The organism is Micromonospora lacuserhaii, from assembly GCF_036902735.1.
Classification (GTDB): domain Bacteria; phylum Actinomycetota; class Actinomycetes; order Mycobacteriales; family Micromonosporaceae; genus Micromonospora.
Genome location: NZ_JBAKHO010000007.1, coordinates 133813 through 157747, shown reverse-complemented (window position 1 = coordinate 157747; position 23935 = coordinate 133813). Strand labels below are relative to the sequence as shown.

Sequence of the window (23935 nt, the reverse complement as noted above, 5' to 3'; positions counted from 1 at the left end):
TCGGCATGGCAACGCGGCTTGTTCAAATCAACATGAAGGCTCGGGACGACTCCGCGCTGGGCGGTTTCTGGGCGGAGGCGCTCGGCTGGGGAGTCTCCAGCGAGGGACCCGGCGTGACCAACCTCGAACCCGAGGGCTTCGTCTACCCCGACCCCGTCGCTGTCTGCATCGACCTCGTCGTCTCCCCGGAACCCAAGACGGTGAAGAACCGCGTGCACGTCGACCTCGCCACCACCTCGGCGGCCCATCAGGCGGAAGTGGTCACGCGCCTGAAGGATCTCGGCGCAACACCCGCCGACGTAGGCCAGGGCGACGTCCCCTGGACGGTCATGGCCGACCCGGAGGGCAACGAGTTCTGCGTGCTGGACCCCCGACCGCTCTACCGAGACACCGGACCGATCGCCGCGGTAGTGGTCGACTGCGCGGATCCGCGAGCCATGGCCGGCTTCTGGGGCAAGGCCATGGACTGGACCCTGCACGAGGTGACCGACCACAACGCGGTACTGCGCTCCGCCAAGGGCGTCGGCCCATATCTGCAGTTCCTGCGCACACCCGACGTGAAGACCGTGTGGAACCGCGTCCATCTCGACCTCCGCCCGTACCCAGGTGACGACCTGGAGGCAGAGGCGGCCAGACTGCGGACTCTCGGCGCCACCGCCATCGACCTAGGCCAGAGCGATATCCCGTGGATGGTCCTCGCCGACCCGGAAGGCAACGAGTTCTGCCTCCTCACCCCAAGCTGACCCACACCCTCTTCATCCGCTCAATACGGCCACGAGCGCGGATTTTCGCGACGCGCCCTGGCCGGCATTGCCTGCGAGTAGTTCGGCACGTCCGATCTGCCGCTGATCGCGCGGTCATGCTGATGTGAGTGCACGGAGGCTCGCCGACCTCAGCTCACCCTTCGGTCGCGATTGCCGCGATGGCGGCGTGTGGCCGGCGAGTGCCTTCGCTGGGCCGCTGCAGGCGCTCCACTTCCGTGAAGCCGGCCCGCGCCAGTCGCTCGGAGAACTCGTCAACGGGCCAGCGATAGGCGGTCACGACCTTGTGGTCGAAGGCGGCGACCTCGTCACCTACGAAGATGGCAAGCACTAACGTTCCGGCCGGGGCCATTACTCGCCGGAACTCAGCAAGCACGCCGTCGAGATCTTGCGGCGGCAGATGGATCAACGAGCCCCAGGCCAGGATGCCGGCGATGGAGTGGTTGGCAACGGCGAGATCTTCCATCGACCCGAGTTGGTAGCTACCGCTCGGGTGAGCTGCCTGCGCATGGGCGATGAACTCGGGAACCATGTCGATTCCCGTCGCGTTGACGCCCAGCGAGCGAAGGTAATCGGTGATATGTCCAGGCCCACAGCCCAGATCGAGCACCGCGCCAGGTCGGCCCGCCAGATGTCGCCCGATGAAGGCGAGGTCGTCGGCGTGTACCTGCTGGCTTGTACCGAACATCCCGATGTAGAGCTCCGCGACGGACGCGTATGCCTGCCGGACCTGCTCCATGCTCACGACGCGACTATATGGCTCTCGGCTTGGCAGAGCAGGCGGTGTCATGCTGGCCCAGCAGCAACCTCGGCGTTGCTCCGGAGGATGCAGAACTCGTTTCCCTCGGGATCCGCGAGCACCGCCCATCCGGTTCCGTCTGCGTTGCGTCGGTCGTCGACGGTGGTCGCACCCAGCTCGATCAGTCGGGCTAGTTCGGCATCGCGTGAGCCTTCGACTGGACGCAGATCGAAGTGGATTCTGTTCTTGACCTGCTTCGACTCTGGCACCTCGATGAAGAGCAGACGATGCGTCCGGTCCCGAGAGAAGATCATGCATTCCTCGTGCCCCGGCTCGTTCGGATCATCGGGGTCCTCGACGTAATCGAGGACGGCCTGCCACCAGCGGCACAAGGTATACGCATCGGCACAGTCGACGCTGGTATGGGAGATGTAGGAAGTCACTCGGGCATCGTTGCAGGACCTGCCGAGACGATCGAGCAGATTTCGACCCAGCAGCGTCCCCAACATCCTCGCTGTCAAGCATGTCCCGTGACAGGCCTAGCTCGGCCAGCCAATCGTGTCGAGGAACTCCTCCACGGCGACTACGACTCGACTGAGCACCGCGATCGACTCGGTAAGCGGGCCGGGCACGTACATACCGTGGTCCGCGCCTTCCACCTCTAGCACGTGGGGCGACAGCTGGCGGGCGATGTCACCGTCCCATAGCTTGTCGGCAGTGCCACCCACGAGCAGGAACGGCGCGGTTGCGCGGCCCAACGCGTCAGCCACCCACGGCAGGGTGAGCAAGGGCGTGAGCCACACGGCGGGCAAGGATCTTTCGGCGGCAATCGCTGCCGCGTTCGTGCCGAGCGACTTGCCGATCAGCAGTGGGCGACCGCCAATGGTGTCGAGCAGTGGAACGATCTCACCGCCAACCCAGCTCTCGATTTCTGGCTGATCAGGCTTAGGAAACCCCTGGGACCACGAGTGCCGATGTACCGTTGCGCCCCGCTGCTCCGCCACATCGCCGGCATACATCAGCAGGGGAGCGCCCGGTCCGTACCAGGCGCCGGGAATCACGACAGCGTCAGCCATGCGGGCGACCTTACGCAAGACAGGTCCAGCGTGCTGTCCGCGTGCGACAAGGGCGGCATCGTCGGGCCATTCACGGGCACAACGCGGTGTCAGCAGGGGTCACACCAGGCAGATGTAGGCAACTTGATCTGACCACCAACGCCCATGGACAGCCTGGCATAGGACCAGGTCGCAGCCTTGTTCGAGGCTGCGACCTGGTGGGCGACGGACGAGTCGACCTGTACGCCGGATTCAGGTGAGAGCATGGGTGCTGAGCTGTGCAAACGTCACCACTCCCCTGCCTCAGGCCGTCTCTGGGCCGTCAACCACCCCGGGCCACCAGAGCCGGTCGATGGCGTTGCGGGTGCGTTCCTCGCTGGCCGGCATGAGGTGGGTGTAGACCCGGAGGGTGAAGCCGGGGTCGGAGTGGCCGAGGTACGAGGCGAGGGCCTTGATGCTCTCCCCCGCGTCGAGCAGCGCCGAGGCGTAGAAGTGCCGTAGGGCGTGCATGCCGGTCGACCTGGACGGCACGATGCCGGCAGCCGTGACGGCGCGACGCCACGCTTTGGAGTCGAACCAGCAGCGGTTGATCGGCTTGCGCCAGGTGGTGCTCAGGATCAGGTCAGCGGTGACCTGCTCTCCGCTGGCCGGGTCCTCCCATGGAAGGGTGATGGACAGCGGCGGATGGTCCTTGATGTGCTGTCGCAGGATGTCGGCCACCGAGCCCGGCAGAGGCACTCGCCGGTCCCGGTTGTTCTTGGGCAGGCCGAGGACGAGCCGGTGGCGGACCAGCTTGACCTGACGTTGGATGTGCAGCCAGCCCGAGTCGAGGTCGATGTCGTCGACGGCCAGGCCGAAGACCTCCCCCTGGCTCATGCCGCACCCGGCACCCAGGTCGACGGCGGCCCGGTAGCGCTCGGGCAGGCCGGCGCGAATGGCGGCGATGTCGTCGAGCTTCCACGGCACCACACGCCGCTCGACGGGACGCGGCTGGCTGACCGACCGGGCGGCGCACGGGTTCTTCGGGATGCGCTCGTCGTCGACCGCCGCGCCGAGGATGGTGCGCAGGTGAGCGAAGACCACGGACCGGGTCGACGGGGCGAGCTTGCCGACCATGCTGGCGTCCCACTCGCGGATGTGCCCCGGCTTGATGGCGGCCAGCTGGCGCTTGCCGAAGTACGGCAGGAGGTGCTTACGGACCCGGATCTCGGTCGTCTCACGCGTCGACTCGTCGAAGCTTCGGGTGCGCAGCCACCCCTCGGCGTAGTCGGCGAAGGTGATCCGGCCGGCGACAGGGTCGACGTACGCGCCGCGCAGCTCTGCCGGGTCGTAGCGCAGGTGTCCGATGCGGGCGGCAACGTCTTCAACGGACCAGAGTTTGTCGACGGGATCTCGCGCAGTCACGGTCATCCTTTCGTGTCGTCAGGCGGCGGCCGGCACGGTGCCGGCCGGGGTGGTGCCGAGTTCGTGGGCGAGTTCTTCACGGCCGGCGGTTCGTCGCTCGCGGGCCATGGCGGCGGCGGTGTTGGCGAGCAGGGCGTCTCCGGTGGTGTGCCAGCCGACGCCTGCGAAGGTGAGGGTGCCGACGATCAGGGTGCTGTCGTGGTCGACGTGGTCGATGGCTCGGAGGGTGGCGGTGTGATCGTCGGCCTGGTGCTCGTGCTCGTGTCGGCGGAAGGTGACTCGGTTGTCGCGAAGGAGTTGGAAGGTCACGGAGTAGCGGCGGGCTTTGGTGAGGAAGTGACCGCCGTAGCCGAGCATGTGCGCCCATCGCCGCAGCCGGGCGTAGGGATTGGTGGCCTCGGGGCTGCTGGCCGGTGGGGCGTCAAGGGCGGCTTGACGCTGGGCGATGCAGGTCAGGCAGGCGGGGTAGTGGGTGTGGGTGCCGCAGTCGGGGCACTGCCAGCGGTCGACGAAGCCGGGCCGGGGTCGAGGGTCGCGGGGCCGCTCGGACAGTGGGACCGGGGTGCTGGTGGGGCGGCCGATGCGCCAGCACGCGTCGATGAGGCGGGCGGTGTGGTCGCCGTCGGGGTCGGCGTAGTCGCCGATCGTTTCGGCGGTCAGGCGGGTGGAGGTGTGCCCGGTGGCCTCGGTGCTCTTGGTGGCGTACTTGGCAAGGTAGCCGGCGACCATGCCGTCGGTGACGTCACCGTCAACGGGTGGTGATGGGGCGGATGTCGAGCTGCACGCCCCAGGCGATGAGCCAGCCCTCGGGCCGGTCCGGGTGCGACGGAGTGCGGAAAGGGACCTGCGCGGCGGCGTGCCGGAACGCGTCGATGAGGTCGGCGACGGTGAACCCGGCCGGCGGCGGAACGATCGGTCGGGGTCGGCTGGGTCGACGCCGTCGAGGCGGGCGATGGCGTGAAAGTGCACCGCTCCCCGGGCCTGAAGTTCGGCGACCTTCCCGGGCGAGAGCCGGACCGGGGCCCGGCGGGCGACCTGGTCGGAGCGTTCGGGGATGACGTGGCGGATCCCCCGAGAACGCAACGCCCGACGGGTCGAGTCGTGCGCGTAGCCCTTGTCGGCGATCAGCACATCGGGCCGTTTACGGGGCCGGCCGGGTCCAGGCTCGTTCACGGCGATGGCGTCGAGCAGGGCCAGTAGCTGGGGGTTGTCGCCGGCCTGGCCTGGGGTGAGCAGGATTGACAACGGCCGGCCGCGTCCGTCGACGGCGAGGTGGATCTTCGTGCTCAGTCCGCCGCGGGATCGGCCGATGGCCTCACCAGCTTGCGCACCAGGCGTCGCCGCACTTGTCGGGGAGCCCCCTTTTTGCGGGCGCCAGCGGCATGCTGGTGCGCCCGCACGATCGACGAGTCGATACTGATCGTCCACTGCACCGGTGTGCCGTCGTCGTGGACCTGCGCCGCGGCCAGAATCCGATCCCACGTCCCATCCGCCGTCCATCGGCGCAGGCGCTCGTGGCAGGTCTTCCACGGCCCGAAGCGTTCCGGCAGGTCACGCCAAGGCGCGCCGGTGCGCAGCTTCCACAGAACTCCGTTGATGACCTGCCGATGATCCCGCCACCGCCCCCGAGAACTTCCCGGTTCGGGCAGCAGCGGCGCGATCACCGCCCACGCCTCATCGGTCAACTCACCACGACGCACCACCGGCACATCGTCAACGATCAACCACTACAAGATCGGCAGGACACGCCCTAGTACTGCAACGGCAGTTGTGGATGCGCTGTAGTGCATGATGTCTGCCGTGGCGGTGGCGGAGGTCGATGCGTGGGCGGCGGAGTTGGATCGGTTGCACGCGCGGATCGCGGGTCGGTTCCGGCGGGCGGAGCCGCGGGCTCGGGTGCGGCAGTACCTTTGTGGGTTGGCTGCCGGGCTGGAGCGGAAGAACGGCTGGACCCTCGCGGAGCGGGCGGGTGAGGTGTCGCCGGATGGGATGCAGCGGTTGCTGCGGTGGGCGGACTGGGATGTCGAGGCGGTCCGTGATGACGTGCGGGATTACCTGGTCGAGCACCTCGGTGACCCGCAGGGTGTGCTGATCGTCGACGACACCGGCTTCCTGAAGAAGGGTGTGCGGTCGGCGGGGGTGGCGCGGCAGTACTCCGGGACCGCCGGCAGGGTCGAGAACTGTCAGGTGGGGGTGTTCCTGGCCTACCGCACGGCGAAAGGGCACGGGCTGATCGACCGGCGGTTGTATCTGCCTGCGGCGTGGACCGACGACCGTGAACGGTGCCGCGCCGCGGGCATCCCCGACGACCTCGAGTTCGCGACCAAGCCGCAGATCGCCAAGACCCTGCTGGCTCGGGCCCTCGACGCCGGGGTGCCGGTCGGGTGGGTCACCGGCGACGAAGCTTACGGCCAGGTCAAGAGTCTGCGGGTCTGGCTGGAAGAGCGGGATGTGGGCTATGTGCTGGCAACCCGCCGCAACGACGACATGATCACCACCACGATGGGCACCTGCCGCGCCGACGAGCTGATCGCCGCTCTGCCCGCTCAGGCGTGGTGTCGCTTGTCCGCCGGCGCCGGTGCGCACGGCCCCCGCGACTACGACTGGGCCCGCGTGCCGGTACGGATCTGCTGGCGGCCCGGTCGGGGGCACTGGCTGTTGGCCAGGCGCAGCGTCAGCACCGGGGAGATCGCCTACTACGTCTGCTACGGGCCTCGCCGCACCCGCCTGATCGACCTGGCCCGCATCGCCGGCAGCAGGTGGGCGATCGAGGAATGCTTCCAGCAGGCCAAACAAGAAGCCGGCCTGGACGACTACCAGGTCCGTGACTGGCGGGCCTGGCACGCCCACATCACCCTCGCCATGGCCACCCACGCCTGGCTCGCCGCCGCCAGAACCCTTACGACAAAAGGGGAACCGCTGTTGGCGAGGACATGATGATCGGCTACACGGTACCGGAGATCCGCCGTCTCATGGTGTCCCTGATCCTCACCGTCCCGCGCTGCCCGGCCCGCATCTGGGCCTGGTCACACTGGCGCCGCCGACGCCAACACCAAGCCCGCACCAGCCATTACCGCCAACGCGGCTACCCGCCATAACTGCCGTTGCAGTACTAGTCCAGGCGACGGCGGCCATTGGCGCGAGCAGAGCGGTGAGGCGGCCACCCAATCACCGAGGCGAGGCCGCCGACTCTCAACCGATCGTCAGCGCGCAATCGCACCAACGACGCGTGGCTGCTGACTCGTTATGCCAGCTCTGCCCTGGAAGCGATGGCTGGCCGGGCTCGCCGGGCGCCGCCATCCTGCCAGTGTGGAAGGCTTTAGCCAGCGGCTTTGGCGATGACGCGATCCATCTCGTCTCGACCGAAGGCCCGCAGGGTCGTGGTACGAACGTTGCCCGCCCCGCCGAGCTGCAGGAGCGCCGCGCTGGCGGTTTCGTCGTCGGGCGCCTCGACGACGGCCACGACGTCGTACGGACCGACGGTCCAGTAAATGTTCAGTAGATTCGCCCCGAGATTCTGGGTCGCTGCGGCGAAGGCCTCGCTGCGCTTCGCGGTGTCCTTGTAGCCTCGGATCCCCTGATCGGTCCAGTTCAGCAACGCGATATACGTCGGCATGGTCCTTCACCTCCATGAAGAGACCTCATCGTAAGGTCAATTCCGGGCGTAATGGCCGGAATCGGCATCAGGTGTGCGTTCTGTTCCCGCTGGTGGTGGGCCAGCGGCTCTAAGTTCCGCTTCAACGTATGACCGTCGGGCCGGTGACCGGGGGGATGGCCGGCAGTGGGTGAGCGTGCTTCCATGACTGCATGACCAAGCCCGGCGTGCGGCCAAGTCCAAGCAGGTGGCTCAGTTGGGTGTGGTTCCTGGCGTTCGGCCTGGGTGTCCTCCCTCTGCTGGGCCGCACTGCGTCGACAGCAGCGGTGACAGCAACCAGCCCGGATAGAGACGACCGGGGCCAGTGTCACACGGACGGTCGGCCAAGGCGGGAGACGGTCCGGGACGCCGCCGGACGGCGCGCCCAGAACTTACAAGCGAGGGGTCGAGCGGCTCGCTCGTCGCCCGACCCCTCACGTTGTGCCTGATCAACGCTGACAGGCCACACCTTGCCCCTCAACGAAGCCTGGACGCTGGTTAGGCCCGGCTTGGTTTCCGAACCACCCCCAAGCAGACCAGGGAGGCCGCTCTGCTGCGGTGTTGGATGCCTCGATGTTGATCGGCAGCGGAGGTTAACGAAGCGGTCTGACATGGTCGCGTCGCGTGCCTGCCCGACCAATCGGCGCAGCCCCGTGAACCGCTCGGCCCGGGGCCGTGCCCGGGCCGTCTGGGCCGTCTCTGGACCGTTGAACGCTGACCAAATACGACCAACGACGACCGGTAGCGCCCGAGGAAACAGCAGGTCAGCCACCATATGGTGGCGGCTGACCTGGTGGGCGACGGACGAGTCGACCTGTACGCCGGATTCTGTGCGCGGCGCGTACCCCTCGCGGGTCACGCGCCGGCGGCGGCCATCCATCTCGGCCTGCCGTTGCCGACAGGCTCATGCGGCCTACCCGCAGACATCGGGCGGGCAGCCCTCAAGCGTCTGCGCCGGGTCGTCATCTTGCGGTGACGGCCCTTGCTTGGCCTTGCTCCGGGTGGGGTTTACCGAGCCACCCCGGTCACCCGGGGTGCTGGTGGGCTCTTACCCCACCGTTTCACCCTTACCGACCCGAATGGGCCGGCGGTCTGTTTTCTGTGGCACTGTCCCGCGGGTCACCCCGGGTTGCCGTTAGCAACCACCCTGCCCTGTGGAGTCCGGACGTTCCTCGGCGACGGGCCGGAGCCCGTCGACGCGACCGCCCGGTCGACTCGTCCGTCGCACCCTCATTCTAACGACGCGGCGGCGCGGGCCATTTCCGCCCTGACGGGACGTCACCTCAGTGCTCGGCGAGCAGTTCGGCGCCCTCCGGCCCACCGGACACGCCCGAGCGGCGCGGACCCGGGCGTACTAGCCTCGGGGCACCATGGATCTTTCCGACGCCGCGCTCCTGCTCGCCGCCGGTCTCGCCGCGGGCACGGTGAACGCGGTGGCCGGGGGCGGTTCGCTCATCACCTTCCCCGCCCTGATCGCGGTCGGCCTGCCGCCGGTGCCGGCGAACGTGACCAACTCGGTCTCGGTCTGCCCCGGTTACCTGGCCAGCGTGGCGGGCAGCCGGGCCGACCTGCCGCCGGTCCGCCGGCTGGCGCCCCTGGTGCCCACCACCGTCGTCGGCGCGGTGCTGGGCTGCCTGCTGCTGCTGGCCACCCCGGCCCGCGCCTTCGAGCTGGTCGTACCGTTCCTGGTGCTCGGCGCGACGGCGGTGCTGGCCTTCCAGGATCCGCTGCGCCGGCTGGTCGGGCACCCGCGGGACCTGTCACCGCGCCGCCGGACGGTCACCGTGCAGGCGATGGTCGCGGTGGGCGCCGTGTATGGCGGCTACTTCGGCGCGGCCCTGGGCGTCATGCTGGTCGCCGGGCTGGCCCTGGTGCTGGACAGCACGCTGGCCCGGGTGACCGCGATCAAGAACCTGCTCTCCGCGGTGGTCGGGCTGACCACGGTCGCGGTGTTCGCGCTCTTCGGCCCGGTGAACTGGGCGGCGGTCGCGGTGGTCGCGCCGGCCACCCTGGTCGGCGGGTACGCCGGTGCCCGGCTGGTCCGGCGGCTGCCGCCGGTGCTGTTGAAGGCGCTGATCGTCGCCTTCGGCACGGTGATCGGGCTCTACCTGCTCTGGCGCGCACTGCGTTAGAGCGGCCGGAGCACGCCCGGTCAGTACGCCTCGCCGACCGGCTCCTCCGGCGCGTGCTCGGCCTGCCGGGCGGCGCGGTTCCAGCGGGACCAGAGCACCCGCTCGCCGTAGCCGGCGGCCATCAGGTGCGCGAAGGCCAGGTAGACCAGCACCCCGACGGCGAGCACCCCGAAGCCCAGCCAGAAGGGCAGCGTGACGCCGTGCTCGGCGAGCTTGCCGGAGATGATCGGCGCGGGCGCGGCGGCGCCCCAGCGGACCAGGTTGAACGCGCCGGTGGCGACCCGCCGGTCGGCGGAGCCGAGACCGAGCGCCAGGTCGGTGAGGTTGGCGTTGGCCAGCCCCATGCAGAGCCCGGCGAGCACCAGCACCACCAGCGACTCCGCGGTGCTGCCGGAGGTGGCGAAGAGGACCATGCAGACCAGCAGCCCGGCGATGGCCACCCCGACGGTCTGCACCGCGCCGATCCGGTGCGCGAGCCGGTGGCCGATCACCAGGATGCCGGCGGCCAGGCCCAGGCCCCAGCCGGTGAAGGCCAGGCCCAGCGGGATGACGTCGAGGCCGAGAAAGAGCGGCGTGTAGCCGAGCACCACGAAGAAGACGAAGTTGTAGGCGGCGGTGACCACGCAGAGGGCGATGAACGCCGGCCTGCGGTAGGTCGCGAAGATCTGACCCAGCCGTACGGGCGCCTGCCGGTGGGCCGGCTCGCGGAGCTTGCGGGACGCCACGGCCAGAGCGAACACCATGAATACGCCGCAGACGAAGAACGGCAGCCGCCAGCTCACCTCGCCGAGCAGGCCGCCGATCAGCGGGCCGACGGCGAAGCCGAGACCGAGCGCGGTCTCGAAGAGGCCGACCACCCACTCCCGGTCGTTGGCCAGGCTGACCAGCACCACCATGGCGGTGGCGAAGAACATCGCGTTGCCCAGCCCCCAGACGCCGCGCAGCACCGACAGCTGCACGATGTCGTTGCTGAACGAGGCGAGCATGGCGGCCAGGCCGACCACCGAGACGCCGGTGACCAGCACCGGTTTGAAGCCGAACTTCCCGCTGGCCAGGGTGGCCGGGATCATGCCGAGCGCCATCACCGCGATGTACGCGGTGAAGAGCAGCTCGACCTGCCAGGCGGTGACGCCGATCGCGGCGCCGATGGCGGGCAGGATCGGGTCCACCACGGCGATGCCGGCGATGGCGAGGAAGGCCACCAGCGTGGTGGCGTAGATGGCACTGCGGTTGGGCTCGGTACGCCGGTCCACTCCGCCTCCCAAGTAGCTGTATCGTACAGGTAGTTCTGTTGTATCATACAGTTATGAGCGACGAGATCACCCTCGGACGGATCGAGACCCAGGTCGCCCTGCTGATGCGGCTCGGCGAGGCCACCCGGCGGGCCACCGGCACCGCCGAGCACCGGGTTCTCGACCGGGCGGCGTACGTGATCCTGCGACACCTGGACACCGCCGGCCCGCAGAACGTCTCCACGCTGGCCGCCCGGCTCAACCTGGACGGCTCGACGGTGACCCGCCAGGTGTCCGCCATGCAGCGCGACGGTTTGATCACCCGCGCCCCCGACCCGGCGGACGGCCGCGGCACGGTGATCTCGGCCACCCCGGCCGGATTGCAGCGGATGGCCGCCGTGCAGGCGGCCCGAACCCGGCTCTACGGCGACATCCTCGCCGACTGGACCAGCGACGACCGGGACACGCTGGCGACGATGCTGGGCCGGCTCAACGAGGCCCTGGAGTCCCGCACCCGCCGCCGTTGACCCAGCCGGCGCCCCGGCTGGCTCGCGCCGCTCGCCGGCCTCTCGCCGCTCGCCGACCCCTCGCCGGCGTCCACGGTCCGACCCGCAACCGGGGGTCTGCTCGGCACGCTACGAACTTGATGACGTGGATGCATCGCCCGGCCCGGCGGAGACCGATTCGTTGACGACATCAAGTTCGTAGCGTGGCAGAAAGGGGCCCGGCACCCAGCCGGCCGGTGAGCGCGACACCCCGACCGACCCGCACCCACGGCACCGCCCGGGTACCCGTCATCGGAACGGGCACCCGGGCGGAGACGTGCGTTACGCGACCGGTTCGCGCGCGGAGTCGGCGTCGCGGTCGACGCCGGGGATGATCCGCGGGTCGCCCTCGTCGGCGAAGTAGTCGTCGGGCCGGGTGTTGTCCGCCCCGTCGGCCACCTTCGCCGCCCGCAGGATCAGGGTCACCAGCGCGGCGACCGCGAGGTTGACCAGTACGGCCACGATGCCGACGTAGATCGTCATCTTGGTGTCGAAGCCGAACTTCTCCAGCGGGAAGGCCTGACCGCCGAAGTGCGCCCGCTTGGTCGCCGTGTTCGGGATCTCGTAGAGCATCCACAATCCCAGGCCCAGGCCGACCGCCCAGCCCGCGATCAGCCCGGTGCGGTGGAACCAGCGGGTGTAGAGGCCCAACGCCACCGACGGCAGCGTCTGCAGGATGATCACGCCGCCGATCAGCTGGAGGTCGATGGCGTACTGCGGGTTGAGGAAGACGATGAACGCCAGCGCGCCGACCTTGACCAGCAGCGACGTCACCTTGGAGACCTGCGCCTCCTGGGCCGGCGTAGCGTCCCGCTTCAGGTACTCCTTGTAGATGTTGCGGGTGAACAGGTTCGCCGCCGCGATCGACATGATCGCCGCCGGCACCAGCGCGCCGATGCCGATGGCCGCGTACGCGACCCCGGCGAACCAGTTGGGGAACTGCTGATCGAACAGGAGCGGCACGACGGTGTTGCCGTCCACGGTGCCCGCCGTCGCGCCCGGCAGCGGCTTCACCCCGGACGCGATGGCCATGTAGCCGAGCAGCGCGATCAGACCGAGCAGCAGGCTGTACGCCGGCAGCGCGGACATGTTCCGCTTGATCACGTCCCGGTTCCGGCTGGCCAGCACCCCGGTGATGCTGTGCGGGTAGAGGAAGAGCGCCAGCGCCGAGCCGAACGCCAAGGACGCGTAGTACAGCTGGTTGTTGGCGTTGAGCAGGATGCCGTCGCCCGGGTTCGGGGAGGCTTTGAACTTCGCGTCCGCGGCGTCGAAGATGCTGCCCCAGCCGCCCAGCTTGTAGGGGATGTAGAGGATCGCCACCAGGATGACGACATAGATCAGCGCGTCCTTGACGAAGGCGATCAGCGCCGGAGCGCGCAGCCCGGACTGGTAGGTGTAGGCCGCCAGGATTGCGAACGCGATGATGATCGGCAGGTGCCGGGCGATCGTGCTGTCGCCGGTCACGCCCATCGTCTTGAGCACCGCCTCGATGCCGACCAGCTGCAGCGCGATGTAGGGCATCGTGGCGACGATGCCGGTGATCGCGATGAGCAGCGCCAGGATCGGCGAGTCGAACCGACTGCGGACGAAGTCGGCCGGCGTGACGAAGCCGTGCCGGTGCGACACCGACCAGAGCCGGCAGAGCACCAGGAACACCAGCGGGTAGATGACGATCGTGTACGGCACGGCGAAGAACCCGGCCGCGCCCGCGCCGAAGATCAGCGCCGGCACCGCGACGAAGGTGTACGCGGTGTACAGGTCACCGCCGACCAGGAACCAGGTGATCCAGCCGCCGAAGCTGCGGCCGCCCAGCCCCCACTCGTCGAGGTGGGCCATGTCCCGCGGCGCCCGCCACCGGGCCGCCACGAAACCCATCGCGCTGACCAGCAGGAAGAGCACCGAGAAGACGATGATCTCGGTCAAATGGTCACGCCACATCACCGATCACCCCGCTTCTTCGTCATCTGGTAGACCAGCGTCGTGGTGCCGACGCCGAGCAGGATCCAGGCCAGCTGGAGCCAGTAGAACCGCGGGAAGCCGAAGAGCCGCGGCGAGTCCGCGTTGAACAAGGCCGTGATCAGCGGCACCACGATCGGGATAAAAAGCAACCAGTTCCAGGGACTGTGGTCCTTCGCCCTGGAAGACGCCGTTGCCGGCGCCTCCGGTTCCGGTGCAGCCATCTGACACACCTCCGGGAAGTCGTAACTCGCCATGTGACGGCCGGAGGCTACGACCCTGTGAGCGCGGTCACGTTCGACCGGGGAACGGCGCTGCGCCGAACGGCCGCCGGGCTGCGCCGAACGGCGTCGGCGGGCGGCCCGGCGGCCGGGGGTTCAGCGGGCGGCGAGGTGGGCGGTGTCGTTGACCGAGCGGACCGCGACCCCGCCGTCGGGCCACATGTCCAGCACCGAAATGCCGGCCGCGTCCAGGAAGAGCCGGTGCAGGAAGGCATCGCCGGCCGCCAGGGCGTCGCGCAACGCCAGCTTGATCGGCGAGACGTGCGAGACCACCACCACGGTCTCCCCGGTGTACGCCTCGCGCAGCGCCGCCACCGCCCGGTCCACCCGTTCGGCGACGACCGTGAACGACTCCCCGCCAGGCGGCGCGATCCGGGTCGAGGCGAGCCAGGCGTCCAGCTCGCCCGGCCAGCCCTCGCGCACCTCGGCGAAGGTCTTGCCGTCCCAGTCGCCGAAGTCGCACTCCACCCAGTCGTCCTGTTGGCGCACCGGCAGGTCGCCGAGCGCCCCGGCGATCGCCTCGGCGGTGGCCGTACACCTCGACAGCGGGGAGCTGACCACGGCCGCGACGGACGGGGCCAGCTCGGCCACCCGCGCCGCGGTGGCCCGGGCCTGGGCCCGGCCCTGGTCGGACAGGGGCACGTCCGCGCGACCGGCGTAGCGGTGCTGGACGGTCCACTCGGTCTCGCCGTGCCGGACCAGGATCAGCCGGGTCGCGGTGAAGCTCGGCCGGGGCTCCCAGGAGGGCTTCGCGGTGGCCGGATCGGTGCCGGTGTGGCGCGTCGCCGCGCGGGCGGCCACCTCACGGGGCGGCTCTGCCCCGGCCCGCTTGGCCGGCTTGCCGGCGGCGACGTCCATCGCCGCGTTGGCCAGCGCGTCGGCGTGCCGGTTGCGCTCCCGGGGGATCCAGCTGAACCGGACGTTCTCGAAGCGGTCCACCAGCGCGGCGGCCCGGGCGGCGAGCGGGCGCAGCCCGGGGTGCTTGATCTGCCAGCGGCCGCACATCTGCTCGACCACCAGCTTGGAGTCCATCCGTGCCTCGACCTCGGCGGCGCCCAGCTCGGCCGCGGCCTCCAGCCCGGCGATCAGCCCCCGGTACTCGGCGACGTTGTTGGTGGCCGTCCCGATCGCCTCGGAGCGCTCCACCAGCACCTCGCCGGAGGCCGGGTCCCGGACCACCGCCCCGTAGCCGGCCGGACCCGGGTTGCCCCGGGACCCGCCGTCGGCCTCGACGACGACCGCGCGGACCGCCACCGGGCTACAGGCCCGACTCGTTGGTGCGCACCATGATCCGCCGGCACTCCTCGCAGCGGACCACCTCGTCCGGCGCCGCCTTGCGGATCCGGCCCAGGTCCGCGCCGGAGAGCTCCAGCCGGCAGCCGCCGCAGCGGCCCGAGGTGAGCAGCGCGGCGCCCAGGCCGGTGTCCTCGCGGATCTTGTCGTAGAGGGTGATCAGGTCGGCCGGGAGGTCGGCGGCGAGGGGCTTGCGGGCGTTCCGCTTGAACTCCTCCTCCTTGGCGATCTCGGCCAGGCTGTCGTCGCGGCGCTGCTCGGCGGCGGCCCGCCGGTCCCGCGCCTCGGCCATCCGGGCCTCGATCCCGTCGAGCACGCCCTGGGCGGTCTCCCGCTGCTCCATCAGCTCCAGCTCGGCGTCCTCCAGGTCGCCCTGCCGCCGGTTCAGCGACGCCAGCTCGTGCTGGAGCGCCTCCAGCTCCCGGGACGGGCCGGTGCCCGCGGCAAGCCGCGCCTCGTCCTTGCTCTTGCGGGCCCGGACCTGGTCGATGTCCTTCTCCAGCCGGGCGATGTCCCGGTCCAGGTCGTCGACGGCGACCTGGGCGCGGACCCGGTCGTCCTCCAGCGCGGAGAGCTCGCGGGCCAGCCCCTCCAGCTCGGCCCGCTCGGGCAGCGTCCGGCGGCGGTGGGCGAGCTGAGCGAGGGTGGTGTCGATGGCCTGCAGATCGAGCAGGCGGCGCTGGACCTGGGGTTCAGCCTTCACAGTCGGGGCTCCTTGTCGTCCAGTGCGGGCGCGGCGGCGTGCACGGTCCAGGGGTCGGTGTCCAGGTCGGACACCACGGTCTCGACGCCGAGGCCGGCCCGCAGCTGGGCGGCCAGGTCGTCGAGCCAGGGTCGTTCGGTCGCCCAGTGGGCGGCGTCGAGCAGGGCGGGCCCGCCGGCGGCGAGATGCTCGCCGGCCGGATGGTGCCGCAGGTCGGCGGTGAGGAACGCGTCCACCCCGGCGGCGGTCGCCTCGGCGAGGAAGTCGTCGCCGGAGCCACCGCTGACCGCGAGGGTACGCACGATACGCCCGGGATCGCCCGCGGCGCGAACGCCCCAGACGGTGGCGGGCAGGACGGCGGCCGCGTGCCGGGTCAGGTCGGCCAGGGTCATCGGGGTGGGCAGCTCGCCGATCCGTCCGATGCCCCGGCCCGGACCGGCGGCCGGGAAGCCGGGTGCCGGCGGGTGCAGCGGGCGCAGCCCGGTCAGCCCGAACCGGGCGGCGAGCGAGTCGGAGACGCCCGGGTCGGCGACGTCGGCGTTGGTGTGCGCCACGTACAGGGCCACCCCGGCACGGATCAGGTCGTGCACGATCCGCCCCTTGTACGTGGTGGGGGCGACCGAGGAGACCCCGCGCAGCAGCAGCGGGTGGTGCGCGACGATCATGTCGGCGCCCACGGCGAGCGCCTCGGCGACGGTCTCCGGGACCACGTCGACCGTGCAGAAGACGCGGCGGACCGCGGCGGCGGGCTCGCCGAGCACCAGGCCCACCCGGTCCCACTCCTCGGCCCAGGCGGACGGGTGACGCCGCTCCAGCTCGGCCACCACGTCGGCGACGGTCGGCGGGGCTGCCCTTGTGCTCACGGGCGGTCAGCTTACCGGCGCGGGGCGGCGGGCACGGCCACGCCCGCCGCCCGCGTCCCCCGGCCCGACCCGAGTCGCCCGCGCGACCGGGTGGCAACGACCCCGTCCGGTCATGCGGGCCGGCTCAGGCGGCGGACGTGACGCGGGACCGGTCGCGCAGCGGGGCGAGCCCGACCTCCCAGGGGAACACCTGGAGGTGTCGCTCGCCCGCGCCCGGCGGGTGCAGGGGGAAGACGTGGTCGCCGAAGAGCACCGTGGTCCCCCACTCGCGCAGCCGGGCCAGCCCGGCCTGGAACGCGGGATGAGCCGCCATGGCGGCGTTGGTGAACGGCACGGCCACCACCGGCAGCCCCCTGCCCTGCCCCTCGATCAGCAGGCCCAGGGCCAGCGTGTCGGTGATCCCGGCCGCCCACTTGTTGATCGTGTTCACCGTCGCGGGGCAGACGATCATCGCGTCGGCGGGCGGCAGCAGATCCGGGTCGCCGGGGAACTTGTAGTGGGTACGGACCGGATGACCGGTCTGCCGGGCCAGCGCGGCCCGATCGACGAACTTCGCCCCGTCCGGCGTGGTGACCACGCACACCTCCCAGCCGTCGGACTGGGCCAGCTCGACGAGGCGACCGACGTGGCGGGCCAGCGGCGAACCGCAGGCGATGACGTAGAGCACCTCGGGGTGCTCGCTGCTCGGGGGCGGGCCGTTCATCCGGCCGGCACCGTCATACTCCGACTCCCATGTGCTCAGCCAACTCCGCAATCGGCGGAGGCGGCGCACCCCGTGTGCGACGCAGCACGTCCGCCATCACCTCGTGGGCGATCGGGCGGCAGCGGATCTCCGAGGCGGCCAGCCGGTCGCCGAGCAGCAGCATCTCCCCCGCGTTGGCCACGTCGCCGAGCTGCGCGTAGCCGCGGGCGATGTCGAGCAGGTGGTGGGCGCGGCGCTCGGGCAGCAGCGCGTTGAACGACGCCTGCGGGATCCGCTGGTGGATCTCCACCGCCCGGCCGCCGTCGCCCAGCTCCACCGCGGCGGCCGCCCGGTGCAGCTCCAGGTTGGTGGGGCCGAACGAGGTCCAGTAGCGGTTCTGGTCGCTGCCGAGGAGGGTCGCCGCCTCGTGCGCGCCGTTGAGCAGGTCGTCGACCGTCGCGGAGTCGCCGATCCGGGCGGCGGCCATCGCGCCCTGCAGGAGCAGCATGCCGTAGACGGAGAGCCGGTCGGGGTCGTCGTGGTCGCCGCCGGCGGGGGCGAGCCGGTTGGCGATGGTGACGTTCAGCTCCAGGGCGGGACGGGGCCGCCCCATGGCGACCAGGGCGTTGCAGACCCGGGTGGTGGCGACGCCGGCCAGCAACTGGTCGTCGGCCCGCTGGGCGACCGCCATCGACCGGTCCGCCGCCAGCCAGGCCAGGTCGCACTCGCCGAGCTTGCGCAGCACCGACGAGGCGATCTGGTAGACCTGGCCGAGCAGGTGGGCGGCCTCCTTCGCCTGGTCGCCGCCGTAGCCGGCGTCGGCCGCCTGGGCGTCGCGCAGCAGCTTCGGCAGGGCCCGGGTGAGCATCCCGTAACGGCCGTACTGATAGGTGAGCCAGGCGTGGTTGACGGCCTTGCGCATGTCGAGCAGCGGCGGCGGGTACGGCGCGGCGTCGAAGTACGCGCTCATCGAGTCGTACCGCTCCAGGGCGGCTCGGATCTCCTGCACCTCGATCTGGTCGATGCAGTTGAGCCCGTCGGTGCGCCGCTCCGGATCCTTGCCGAGCAGGAGTTGGACGTCGACCTGGAGGATGTCGGCGATCTCGTAGAGGACGGAGAACTTGTCCAGCCGACGCACGCCGCGCTCGACCTTGTCGACCCAGCTCTTGGACTTGCCCAGCCGGTCGGCGAAGACCTGCTGGGACATCTTGCGCCGCCCGCGCCAGTAGGCCACCCGTCGCCCTATCGGAAGCTCGTCCATCTCCCCCTGCTCCTCCCCCTGGTCTCCGTCCGGCGGCTCTCCGGGCGGTCCCCCGCGGGTGCGGCGGTCCGTCCGTCTCAGGTTTTCGCTGGTCGCACAGGTTGTACGTCAGCCATACAGCCAGTCCTCGTACTTTTCGTGCAAGTTGCACGAGCCGTTTCGTCAGCTCAACGATCGCGGGTTACGGCAGTGACGGGGCTCGACGTTCGACGCGGCGGGTGTCCGGGCTGACGAGGGGAGATCACGGGTTATGTGGGGAAACGTCGGCCCACGGGTCGCCCAGTTGTCGCCGATCGAGCGGGTCCGGCTGCGCCGGATCGCCGTGCGGTACGCCCTGCACGGCTGGGAGGTGACCCCCGGCGCCTGCCTGGCCCGCAGCCGCTTCGTCTGCGGCCGGGCCGGCTGCCCGACCGTCGGCTGCCATCCGGCCCTGGAGGACTGGGAGCACGCGGCGAGCGCCGACCCGGCCCGGGTGGCGACCTGGTGGCGCGACCGGCCACACGGCGTGCTGCTCCCCACCGGCCGGGCCTTCGACGTGCTGGAGGTGGCCGCGCACCTCGGCCGGCACGTGCTCGACGCGCTGCCGCACCACCCCGCCGGCACCGGGGTGCGCGGCCCGGTGGTGGTCACCCCGACCGGGCGGTGGATGTTCCTGGTCCGCCCGGGCGACCCGCTCCGGCCCGAGCTGGAGCACTGCTTCCACGTGGTCCGCCACGGCCCTGGCTCGTGGATCCCGGCGCCGCCGACCCGGCTGCCCGAGGGGGCCGTGCGCTGGGCGGTCGCCCCCGAGCAGGCACGCTGGCAGCTGCCCGACGCCTACCTGGTGCAGAACGCCCTGATCGACGCGCTGCGGGAGACCGGCGTGACGCTCACCCCCGAGCTGCCTCCCGGCCAACTGCCGCTGCCCCGCCGGGGTTACTGAGGCCCGCACCGGGTAGCCGGGCGGCCAGTCGCGTCCCCGACGCGGCCGACCTCGTTGGACAGGTGACGGCGCGCGGACGCCAGGAGCGGGGGTACGTGATGGCCAGCGACGACGCGACTCAGCCCACCGGCGGCACCGAACCGCCGCCGCCGCCCTACCGGCGCGCCCACCGCTGGCCGGGCACCCGCCCGCCCGGCGCCCGCCCCGGCCGCCCCCGCCCGACCAACACCCGCCCCGCCGGGACCCAGCGCACCATCCGCTGAGCCTCCGCCGGCGGCGGGTCAGGCGTCGACCGGCAGGGCGGTGGAGTGCAGCAGGCGGCCGTCGTCGGTCACCACGGCGTGCAGGTGCCCGTCGAGGCGGTCGAGCCAGCCGATGCCCGCGATCCCCATCGCCACCGCCGCGGTGGCGTACGCGTCGGCGAGGCCGAGGTCGGAGCCGACCACGGTGACCGAGCGCAGGCCCTTCGCCGGCTCGCCCCGACGCGGGTCGACCACGTGGTGCCCCCGCTCGTACACGCCGGAGGTGGCCACCGCCAGGTCGGTGCCGGTGAGCACCAGGCAGGTCGACGCCGGGTCCCACGGATGCCGGACGCCGATCCGCCACGGCCCGCCGGCCGACGACAGGCCCCGGACCCGGACGTCCCCGCCAGCGTTGAGGCAGTGGTTGGCCGCCCCCGCGGCGACCAGCCGGTCCGAGGCGACCTGCGCCGACCAGCCCTTCACATAGCCGGACGGGTCCAGCCGCCCGGTGGCGTACGCGTCGAAGAACCCGTCGGTGACGTCCCACAGGTCGGCGCAGCGTTCGAGCACCCGGCGCAGATCCACCGACGCCTCGGAGAGCAGCAGCTCGCCCCGTCCGAAGCGGCACACCTCGCTGTCGTCGGAGTAGGTGCTGAACCGGGCGTCGACCTCGCGCAGCCAGCGGAAGGTCTCCTCGGCCAGCTCGTGCAGGGTCGCGGGGGGCAGGTCGTCGGCCAGGTCGAGACTGATCGCCGTACCCATGATCTGTTCGACCCGGCGCAGGCCCGGCCGGGCCGGCGGCGCGGTCACCTCAGCGGGCCTGGTCTATCGCGGCCTGGAGCGACTGCTTGTAGGAATTGCTGGTGTAGGTGGCCCCGGAGACGGTGTCCAGGTTGGCGCTCTGCCGCTGCACCACCTGGCCGGAGGTCCCGCTGTACGCGGCGTCGACCTTGTCACTGCGCAGCGAGGACTGGCCGCCGTCCGGCAGCTCCAGGGCGACCGCGTTGACGATCTTCGTGCCGGAGAGGGTGATCTGCACCTGCACGTTGCCGTACTCGTTGCTGATCACCGGGCCGGTCACCTTGCGGGTGGTGGCCGTCGGCGCGGCGGCGGTGGTGCGCGGCGCGGTGGTGGTGGTCCGGGGCGCCGCCGTGCTGGTGCCGCCGCTGCTGGTGCTGGTGCGGGCGCCCGGGGTAGGGCTCGCGGTGGCGCTCGCCCGGGCGGTCGGCGAGCCGGCCGGACCGGCCGACGGGGCCGGCCCGGAGGTGCCGCCCGGGGCCGCCCCGCCCGGCGTCGCCGTCGCCTGGCCGGCGGGCAGGTCCTGGGCGACCGGGCTGGCGTTCGGCGCGCCCTTGAACGCCACCAGCGCGGTGGTGCTGGCGGCCAGACCGGTGATCGCGAGCAGCGCGCGACGCATGTTCCGATGCCTCTCTACAGCTCGAACGTGGCGAGGTGGATCTGCCGCCGGGGCACGCCGGCCTCCCGCAGCACCCGCACGGACTGGGCGACCAGCCCGGCCGGACCGCACAGGTAGACGTCCCGGCGGGGCAGGTCGGGCACCAGCTTGCGCAGCCCCGCGGGGCTCATCACCTGGCGCGGGCCCGGGTCGTCGCGGGAGCCGATGACGTACCAGACGGAGGTCTGCCGGGCCTGGGCCAGCCAGTCCAGCTCGTGGTGCAGCAGCACGTCGACGGGGGTACGGGCCCGGTAGATCAGCGCCGCGCCGGGCGGCAACTCCTCCAGCATGGCGCGCAGCGGGGCGATGCCGCTGCCGCCGGCGATCAGCAGGGCACGTTCCCGGGTCCGGTGGGCGGCGGTGAAGGTGCCGGACGGGCCCTCCGCCCAGACCCGGGTGCCCGGGTCGAGGTCGCGCAGGTCGGCGGTGTGCGCGCCGACCACCTTGACGGTCAGCCGCAGCCAGCGGCCGTTGGCCGCGGCGGAGAGCGAGAACGGGTGCGACTGCCACCAGCAGCCGGGGGTGAGGAAGCGCCAGCGGAAGTACTGCCCGCCGAGCATGTCGAGCTGGTTGAGCCGGCGGCCGGTCAGGTAGACCGAGATGGTGTCCGGGCTCTCCGCCACCACGTCGGCCACCCGCAGCCGGTGCCGCAGGTTCAACGCCAGCGGCGCGACCAGCCGACCCCAGACCAGCGCGGCGGCCACCAGCAGGTACGCCGCGATCCAGCCGATGCGTACCGGCCCGGGCGGGAAGAGCTGGGCGCCGTTGCTGAACTGGTGGCCGAAGCCGAGCAGCAGCGCGGCGTAGCTGGCCAGGTGCAGGTGGTACCAGAGCTCGTAGGGCATCACCTTGCGGATCGCCCGGATGCCGGTGAAGCCGACCAGCACCATGATCCCGGCGGCGACGAACGCGGAGACCATGTCCTCGTAGTCGCGCAGCAGCACCCCGACCTCGCCGAAGATCGAGTGGCCCTCGAGGTCGGCGTAGGCCACCACGATCAGCGACAGGTGGGCGAGCACGGCGACCAGCAGGGTCGCGCCCAGGTCGCGGTGCAGGCGGGAGATCCGCTCCCCGCCGAGCCACCGTTCCAGCGCGCCGAGCCGGCTCATCATCAGCACCTGCACCAGCAGCAGGTAGCCGGCGACCAGCCCGGTGATCCGGCCGGCGGCGGTGAGCACGTCCGCCGTGCCGGTGAACGACCCGGCCGGCGTGCCCAGCCACCAGGGCAGCACCGCGGCCACCAGGCCGAGCCAGAAGAGCGCGGCGAGGGCCCGCCGACCGCCCGGTCCGCGGCGCGGCAGGGCCGGGGGCGGTGGCGGTGGCGTGGGTACGGGGGCAGCCGAACGGCCGCCGTACGGGAACGGGTCCCCGGTACGACGGCCGGCGGCGTGGATGTCCTGGTATGTCACGCGTACAGCTTCATCGGGGTGTACTTCTGCCTCGGGAAGATCTTGTCCACCTCCGCGTTGGTCAGGCCGAACCGGCCCTGCGCGACGCTTCCGTAGACGTTGAACATGTTGTTGTACTCGGGTACGTCTCCGCTGTCCAGATCGTTCAACCCGTTCCAGGTGCCGAGCAGCGAGCCGGCGAGCTTGCGACCGGACAGGATGGTGACCACCCCGCCGTGGCCGTGGTCGGTGCCGCCGCTGTTGGAGGCGACCCGGCGGCCGAACTCGCTGGACACCATGATCGTGACGTCGGCGGCCCGGTCGCCCAGGTCGGTGAAGAACGCCGCCATCGCGTTGGCCAGCTCGCCCAGCCGCCGGTGCAGCTGCCCGCCCTCGCGGGGGCCCTGGTTCTCGTGGGTGTCGTAGCCACCCATGCCGACCGTGGCGACCCGGACGTTCGCGCCGCCCTTGATCAGCTGGGCGAGCTGCTCGAACGCGTAACCGACGCCCTTGTACTCCACGCCCGCGGCCGGCTGGTACGGCTTCGCGGCGAGCTTCTGAGCCGTGGCCAGCGCCCCCATGCCCTCCAGCACCGCCTCCTCCACCGGGTGGTTGATCCCGGTGAAGAGGCCCCGGATGGCCCGCTCGGTGGCCTCGCGGTACCTGTCGTCGCCGTTGAGCCGCAGCGAGCCGACGTTGTTGATGGAGAGCGCGCCGTTGGTGCCGACCAGCGACCGGGGCAGCGTGCTGCCGATGCCGACGCTGCGGAACGCGGTGCCCTTGCCGAGCGTGTCCACCAGGCTGTCCAGCCAGCCCCGGCCGCCGGTCTCGCTGGGCAGGCCGCCCAGGTTGCAGGCGTCCGCGGCCTGGAAGTGGCTGCGGGACAGCCGCTCGTCGGAGACCGCCGGGACGAAGCCGAGCTGTCCGGCCCTGAGCCACTGCTCCAGCGGCTTGAAGGCGCTGGTCAGCTTGAAGCCGCGGCCCAGGGCCAGCGAGTCGTCGCCGAGCAGCAGGTCCGGCCGGGCCTTCGCCAGGACCGGGTCGTCGGCCGGGGCGACCAGGCTGAGCCCGTCCAGCCCGCCGTAGAGGAAGACGTGGATCAGGGTCCCGGTCTTCGTCGCGGCGAACGACGCCGAGGTGGTGACGAACTGGGCGGTGGCCAGCGCGGTCGCGGTGGCGGCGGCGCCGGCGACGAAGGTCCGCCGGGTCACCCCCCGGCCGTCCTGCTGGGCCTCCTCCAGGTCCTCCAGCCGGCGGTAACGGTCGGCCTCGGCGGCGTTCTCGGCGGCGACGACGTCGGCCTCGGCGCGCAGCACCGCCTCCGCCGGGTTGTCGGCCAGGCGGCGCAGGTCGGGGCATTCGGGGTGCAGGGGGAACGTGTGCACA

23 protein-coding genes, 1 other RNA gene and 2 pseudogenes are annotated in these 23935 nt (G+C 71.4%); 6 read left to right on the top strand and 20 right to left on the bottom strand.

The features are described from left to right. The first annotated feature begins 5 nt into the window (after positions 1-5). Positions 6-743, top strand: coding sequence for a VOC family protein (locus V6U81_RS07505; RefSeq protein WP_334485837.1), 738 nt, complete (start codon positions 6-8; stop codon positions 741-743). 154 nt (positions 744-897) lie between these two features. On the opposite strand, the gene V6U81_RS07500 is transcribed toward V6U81_RS07505, so the two are convergent. From V6U81_RS07500 to V6U81_RS07475, 6 genes and pseudogenes are all read right to left on the bottom strand, one after another. After that, the gene (locus tag V6U81_RS07500; RefSeq protein WP_334485835.1) at positions 898-1506 is read right to left on the bottom strand and encodes a class I SAM-dependent methyltransferase; all 609 of its coding nucleotides are present in this window, start codon (positions 1504-1506) and stop codon (positions 898-900) included. Between the two features lie 41 nt (positions 1507-1547). Continuing rightward, the gene (locus V6U81_RS07495; protein ID WP_334485834.1) at positions 1548-1943 is read right to left on the bottom strand and encodes a VOC family protein; all 396 of its coding nucleotides are present in this window, start codon (positions 1941-1943) and stop codon (positions 1548-1550) included. A 96-nt stretch (positions 1944-2039) separates the two neighbouring features. After that, entirely contained in the window at positions 2040-2576 is a 537-nt protein-coding gene (locus V6U81_RS07490) for an alpha/beta fold hydrolase (RefSeq protein ID WP_334485833.1), read from the bottom strand. Positions 2577-2858: 282 nt separating this feature from the next. Continuing rightward, entirely contained in the window at positions 2859-3959 is a 1101-nt protein-coding gene (locus V6U81_RS07485; protein ID WP_334485832.1) for a tyrosine-type recombinase/integrase, read from the bottom strand. 18 nt (positions 3960-3977) lie between these two features. Then, positions 3978-4937: pseudogene (locus V6U81_RS07480) on the bottom strand (replication initiator); the annotation flags it as partial. A gap of 5 nt (positions 4938-4942) precedes the next feature. Next, a pseudogene (locus V6U81_RS07475) lies at positions 4943-5659 on the bottom strand (IS5 family transposase); the annotation flags it as partial. A gap of 91 nt (positions 5660-5750) precedes the next feature. Here V6U81_RS07475 and V6U81_RS07470 point away from each other — a divergent pair. After that, positions 5751-6896: an IS701 family transposase gene (locus V6U81_RS07470; RefSeq protein WP_334485942.1), complete on the top strand. Its 1146-nt coding sequence runs from the start codon at positions 5751-5753 to the stop codon at positions 6894-6896. Positions 6897-7278: 382 nt separating this feature from the next. Here V6U81_RS07470 and V6U81_RS07465 read toward each other — a convergent pair whose 3' ends face one another. Both V6U81_RS07465 and rnpB read right to left on the bottom strand, forming a co-directional pair. After that, a complete protein-coding gene (locus V6U81_RS07465) occupies positions 7279-7575 on the bottom strand; it encodes a GYD domain-containing protein (protein ID WP_334485831.1) in 297 nt (98 codons plus the stop codon). An 819-nt stretch (positions 7576-8394) separates the two neighbouring features. Beyond that, positions 8395-8811, bottom strand: an RNA gene (gene rnpB / locus V6U81_RS07460) — RNase P RNA component class A. Between the two features lie 152 nt (positions 8812-8963). On the opposite strand from rnpB, the gene V6U81_RS07455 reads away from it, so the two are divergent. Further along, positions 8964-9725, top strand: coding sequence for a sulfite exporter TauE/SafE family protein (locus V6U81_RS07455; RefSeq protein ID WP_334485830.1), 762 nt, complete (start codon positions 8964-8966; stop codon positions 9723-9725). A 20-nt stretch (positions 9726-9745) separates the two neighbouring features. Here V6U81_RS07455 and V6U81_RS07450 read toward each other — a convergent pair whose 3' ends face one another. Further along, positions 9746-10990 carry an MFS transporter gene (locus V6U81_RS07450; RefSeq protein ID WP_334485829.1) on the bottom strand — a complete coding sequence of 415 codons (1245 nt, stop codon included), beginning with the start codon at positions 10988-10990 and terminating at the stop codon, positions 9746-9748. A gap of 41 nt (positions 10991-11031) precedes the next feature. Between V6U81_RS07450 and V6U81_RS07445 the strand changes: the two genes are divergently transcribed. Beyond that, a complete protein-coding gene (locus tag V6U81_RS07445; protein WP_334485828.1) occupies positions 11032-11484 on the top strand; it encodes a MarR family winged helix-turn-helix transcriptional regulator in 453 nt (150 codons plus the stop codon). Between the two features lie 300 nt (positions 11485-11784). Here the strand turns inward: V6U81_RS07445 and mctP are convergent, their stop codons facing one another. The 7 genes from mctP to V6U81_RS07410 all read right to left on the bottom strand — a co-directional run bounded on the left by mctP (position 11785) and on the right by V6U81_RS07410 (position 18541). Continuing rightward, a complete protein-coding gene (mctP, locus tag V6U81_RS07440; protein ID WP_334485826.1) occupies positions 11785-13440 on the bottom strand; it encodes a monocarboxylate uptake permease MctP in 1656 nt (551 codons plus the stop codon). Further along, complete coding sequence (locus tag V6U81_RS07435) at positions 13440-13682, bottom strand: DUF3311 domain-containing protein (protein WP_334485824.1); 243 nt, start codon at positions 13680-13682, stop codon at positions 13440-13442. The genes mctP and V6U81_RS07435 overlap by 1 nt, the downstream gene beginning before the upstream one ends. 153 nt (positions 13683-13835) lie before the next feature. Further along, a complete protein-coding gene (locus tag V6U81_RS07430) occupies positions 13836-14993 on the bottom strand; it encodes a bifunctional RNase H/acid phosphatase (protein WP_334485822.1) in 1158 nt (385 codons plus the stop codon). Between the two features lie 4 nt (positions 14994-14997). Then, complete coding sequence (locus tag V6U81_RS07425) at positions 14998-15735, bottom strand: zinc ribbon domain-containing protein (protein WP_334485820.1); 738 nt, start codon at positions 15733-15735, stop codon at positions 14998-15000. Beyond that, on the bottom strand, positions 15732-16598 hold the full coding sequence (locus V6U81_RS07420) for a Nif3-like dinuclear metal center hexameric protein (RefSeq protein WP_334485818.1): 867 nt from the start codon (positions 16596-16598) through the stop codon (positions 15732-15734). The genes V6U81_RS07425 and V6U81_RS07420 overlap by 4 nt, the downstream gene beginning before the upstream one ends. A 124-nt stretch (positions 16599-16722) precedes the next feature. Beyond that, positions 16723-17301: a flavoprotein gene (locus tag V6U81_RS07415; RefSeq protein ID WP_334485816.1), complete on the bottom strand. Its 579-nt coding sequence runs from the start codon at positions 17299-17301 to the stop codon at positions 16723-16725. A 13-nt stretch (positions 17302-17314) separates the two neighbouring features. Further along, a complete protein-coding gene (locus V6U81_RS07410; protein ID WP_334485814.1) occupies positions 17315-18541 on the bottom strand; it encodes a helix-turn-helix domain-containing protein in 1227 nt (408 codons plus the stop codon). 250 nt (positions 18542-18791) lie between these two features. Here V6U81_RS07410 and V6U81_RS07405 point away from each other — a divergent pair, with 250 nt between their 5' ends. Together V6U81_RS07405 and V6U81_RS07400 are read left to right on the top strand one after the other, a co-directional pair. Further along, entirely contained in the window at positions 18792-19463 is a 672-nt protein-coding gene (locus V6U81_RS07405; RefSeq protein ID WP_334485812.1) for a bifunctional DNA primase/polymerase, read from the top strand. A 62-nt stretch (positions 19464-19525) separates the two neighbouring features. Beyond that, a complete protein-coding gene (locus tag V6U81_RS07400) occupies positions 19526-19726 on the top strand; it encodes a hypothetical protein (protein WP_334485810.1) in 201 nt (66 codons plus the stop codon). An 18-nt stretch (positions 19727-19744) separates the two neighbouring features. Here V6U81_RS07400 and V6U81_RS07395 read toward each other — a convergent pair whose 3' ends face one another. The 4 genes from V6U81_RS07395 to V6U81_RS07380 are packed head-to-tail and all read right to left on the bottom strand — an operon-like array spanning position 19745 to position 23934. Further along, a complete protein-coding gene (locus tag V6U81_RS07395; RefSeq protein WP_334485939.1) occupies positions 19745-20467 on the bottom strand; it encodes an FAD:protein FMN transferase in 723 nt (240 codons plus the stop codon). Positions 20468-20516: 49 nt separating this feature from the next. Further along, complete coding sequence (locus tag V6U81_RS07390) at positions 20517-21122, bottom strand: FMN-binding protein (protein WP_334485808.1); 606 nt, start codon at positions 21120-21122, stop codon at positions 20517-20519. 14 nt (positions 21123-21136) lie between these two features. Further along, a complete protein-coding gene (locus V6U81_RS07385) occupies positions 21137-22570 on the bottom strand; it encodes a ferredoxin reductase family protein (protein ID WP_334485805.1) in 1434 nt (477 codons plus the stop codon). Further along, complete coding sequence (locus V6U81_RS07380; protein ID WP_334485803.1) at positions 22567-23934, bottom strand: DUF1501 domain-containing protein; 1368 nt, start codon at positions 23932-23934, stop codon at positions 22567-22569. Before V6U81_RS07380 ends, V6U81_RS07385 begins: the two co-directional genes overlap by 4 nt. Position 23935: the final 1 nt, after the last annotated feature.

Excerpts from the sequence above, each read along its gene's own strand:
- V6U81_RS07505 (WP_334485837.1), top strand. The coding sequence starts at position 6 with ATGGCAACGCGGCTTGTTCAAATCAACATGAAGGCTCGGGACGACTCC.
- V6U81_RS07490 (WP_334485833.1), bottom strand. The coding sequence starts at position 2,576 with ATGGCTGACGCTGTCGTGATTCCCGGCGCCTGGTACGGACCGGGCGCT.
- V6U81_RS07470 (WP_334485942.1), top strand. The coding sequence starts at position 5,751 with ATGTCTGCCGTGGCGGTGGCGGAGGTCGATGCGTGGGCGGCGGAGTTG.
- V6U81_RS07465 (WP_334485831.1), bottom strand. The coding sequence starts at position 7,575 with ATGCCGACGTATATCGCGTTGCTGAACTGGACCGATCAGGGGATCCGA.
- V6U81_RS07455 (WP_334485830.1), top strand. The coding sequence starts at position 8,964 with ATGGATCTTTCCGACGCCGCGCTCCTGCTCGCCGCCGGTCTCGCCGCG.
- V6U81_RS07445 (WP_334485828.1), top strand. The coding sequence starts at position 11,032 with ATGAGCGACGAGATCACCCTCGGACGGATCGAGACCCAGGTCGCCCTG.
- mctP (WP_334485826.1), bottom strand. The coding sequence starts at position 13,440 with ATGTGGCGTGACCATTTGACCGAGATCATCGTCTTCTCGGTGCTCTTC.
- V6U81_RS07435 (WP_334485824.1), bottom strand. The coding sequence starts at position 13,682 with ATGGCTGCACCGGAACCGGAGGCGCCGGCAACGGCGTCTTCCAGGGCG.
- V6U81_RS07415 (WP_334485816.1), bottom strand. The coding sequence starts at position 17,301 with ATGAACGGCCCGCCCCCGAGCAGCGAGCACCCCGAGGTGCTCTACGTC.
- V6U81_RS07410 (WP_334485814.1), bottom strand. The coding sequence starts at position 18,541 with ATGGACGAGCTTCCGATAGGGCGACGGGTGGCCTACTGGCGCGGGCGG.
- V6U81_RS07405 (WP_334485812.1), top strand. The coding sequence starts at position 18,792 with ATGTGGGGAAACGTCGGCCCACGGGTCGCCCAGTTGTCGCCGATCGAG.
- V6U81_RS07395 (WP_334485939.1), bottom strand. The coding sequence starts at position 20,467 with ATGGGTACGGCGATCAGTCTCGACCTGGCCGACGACCTGCCCCCCGCG.
- V6U81_RS07390 (WP_334485808.1), bottom strand. The coding sequence starts at position 21,122 with ATGCGTCGCGCGCTGCTCGCGATCACCGGTCTGGCCGCCAGCACCACC.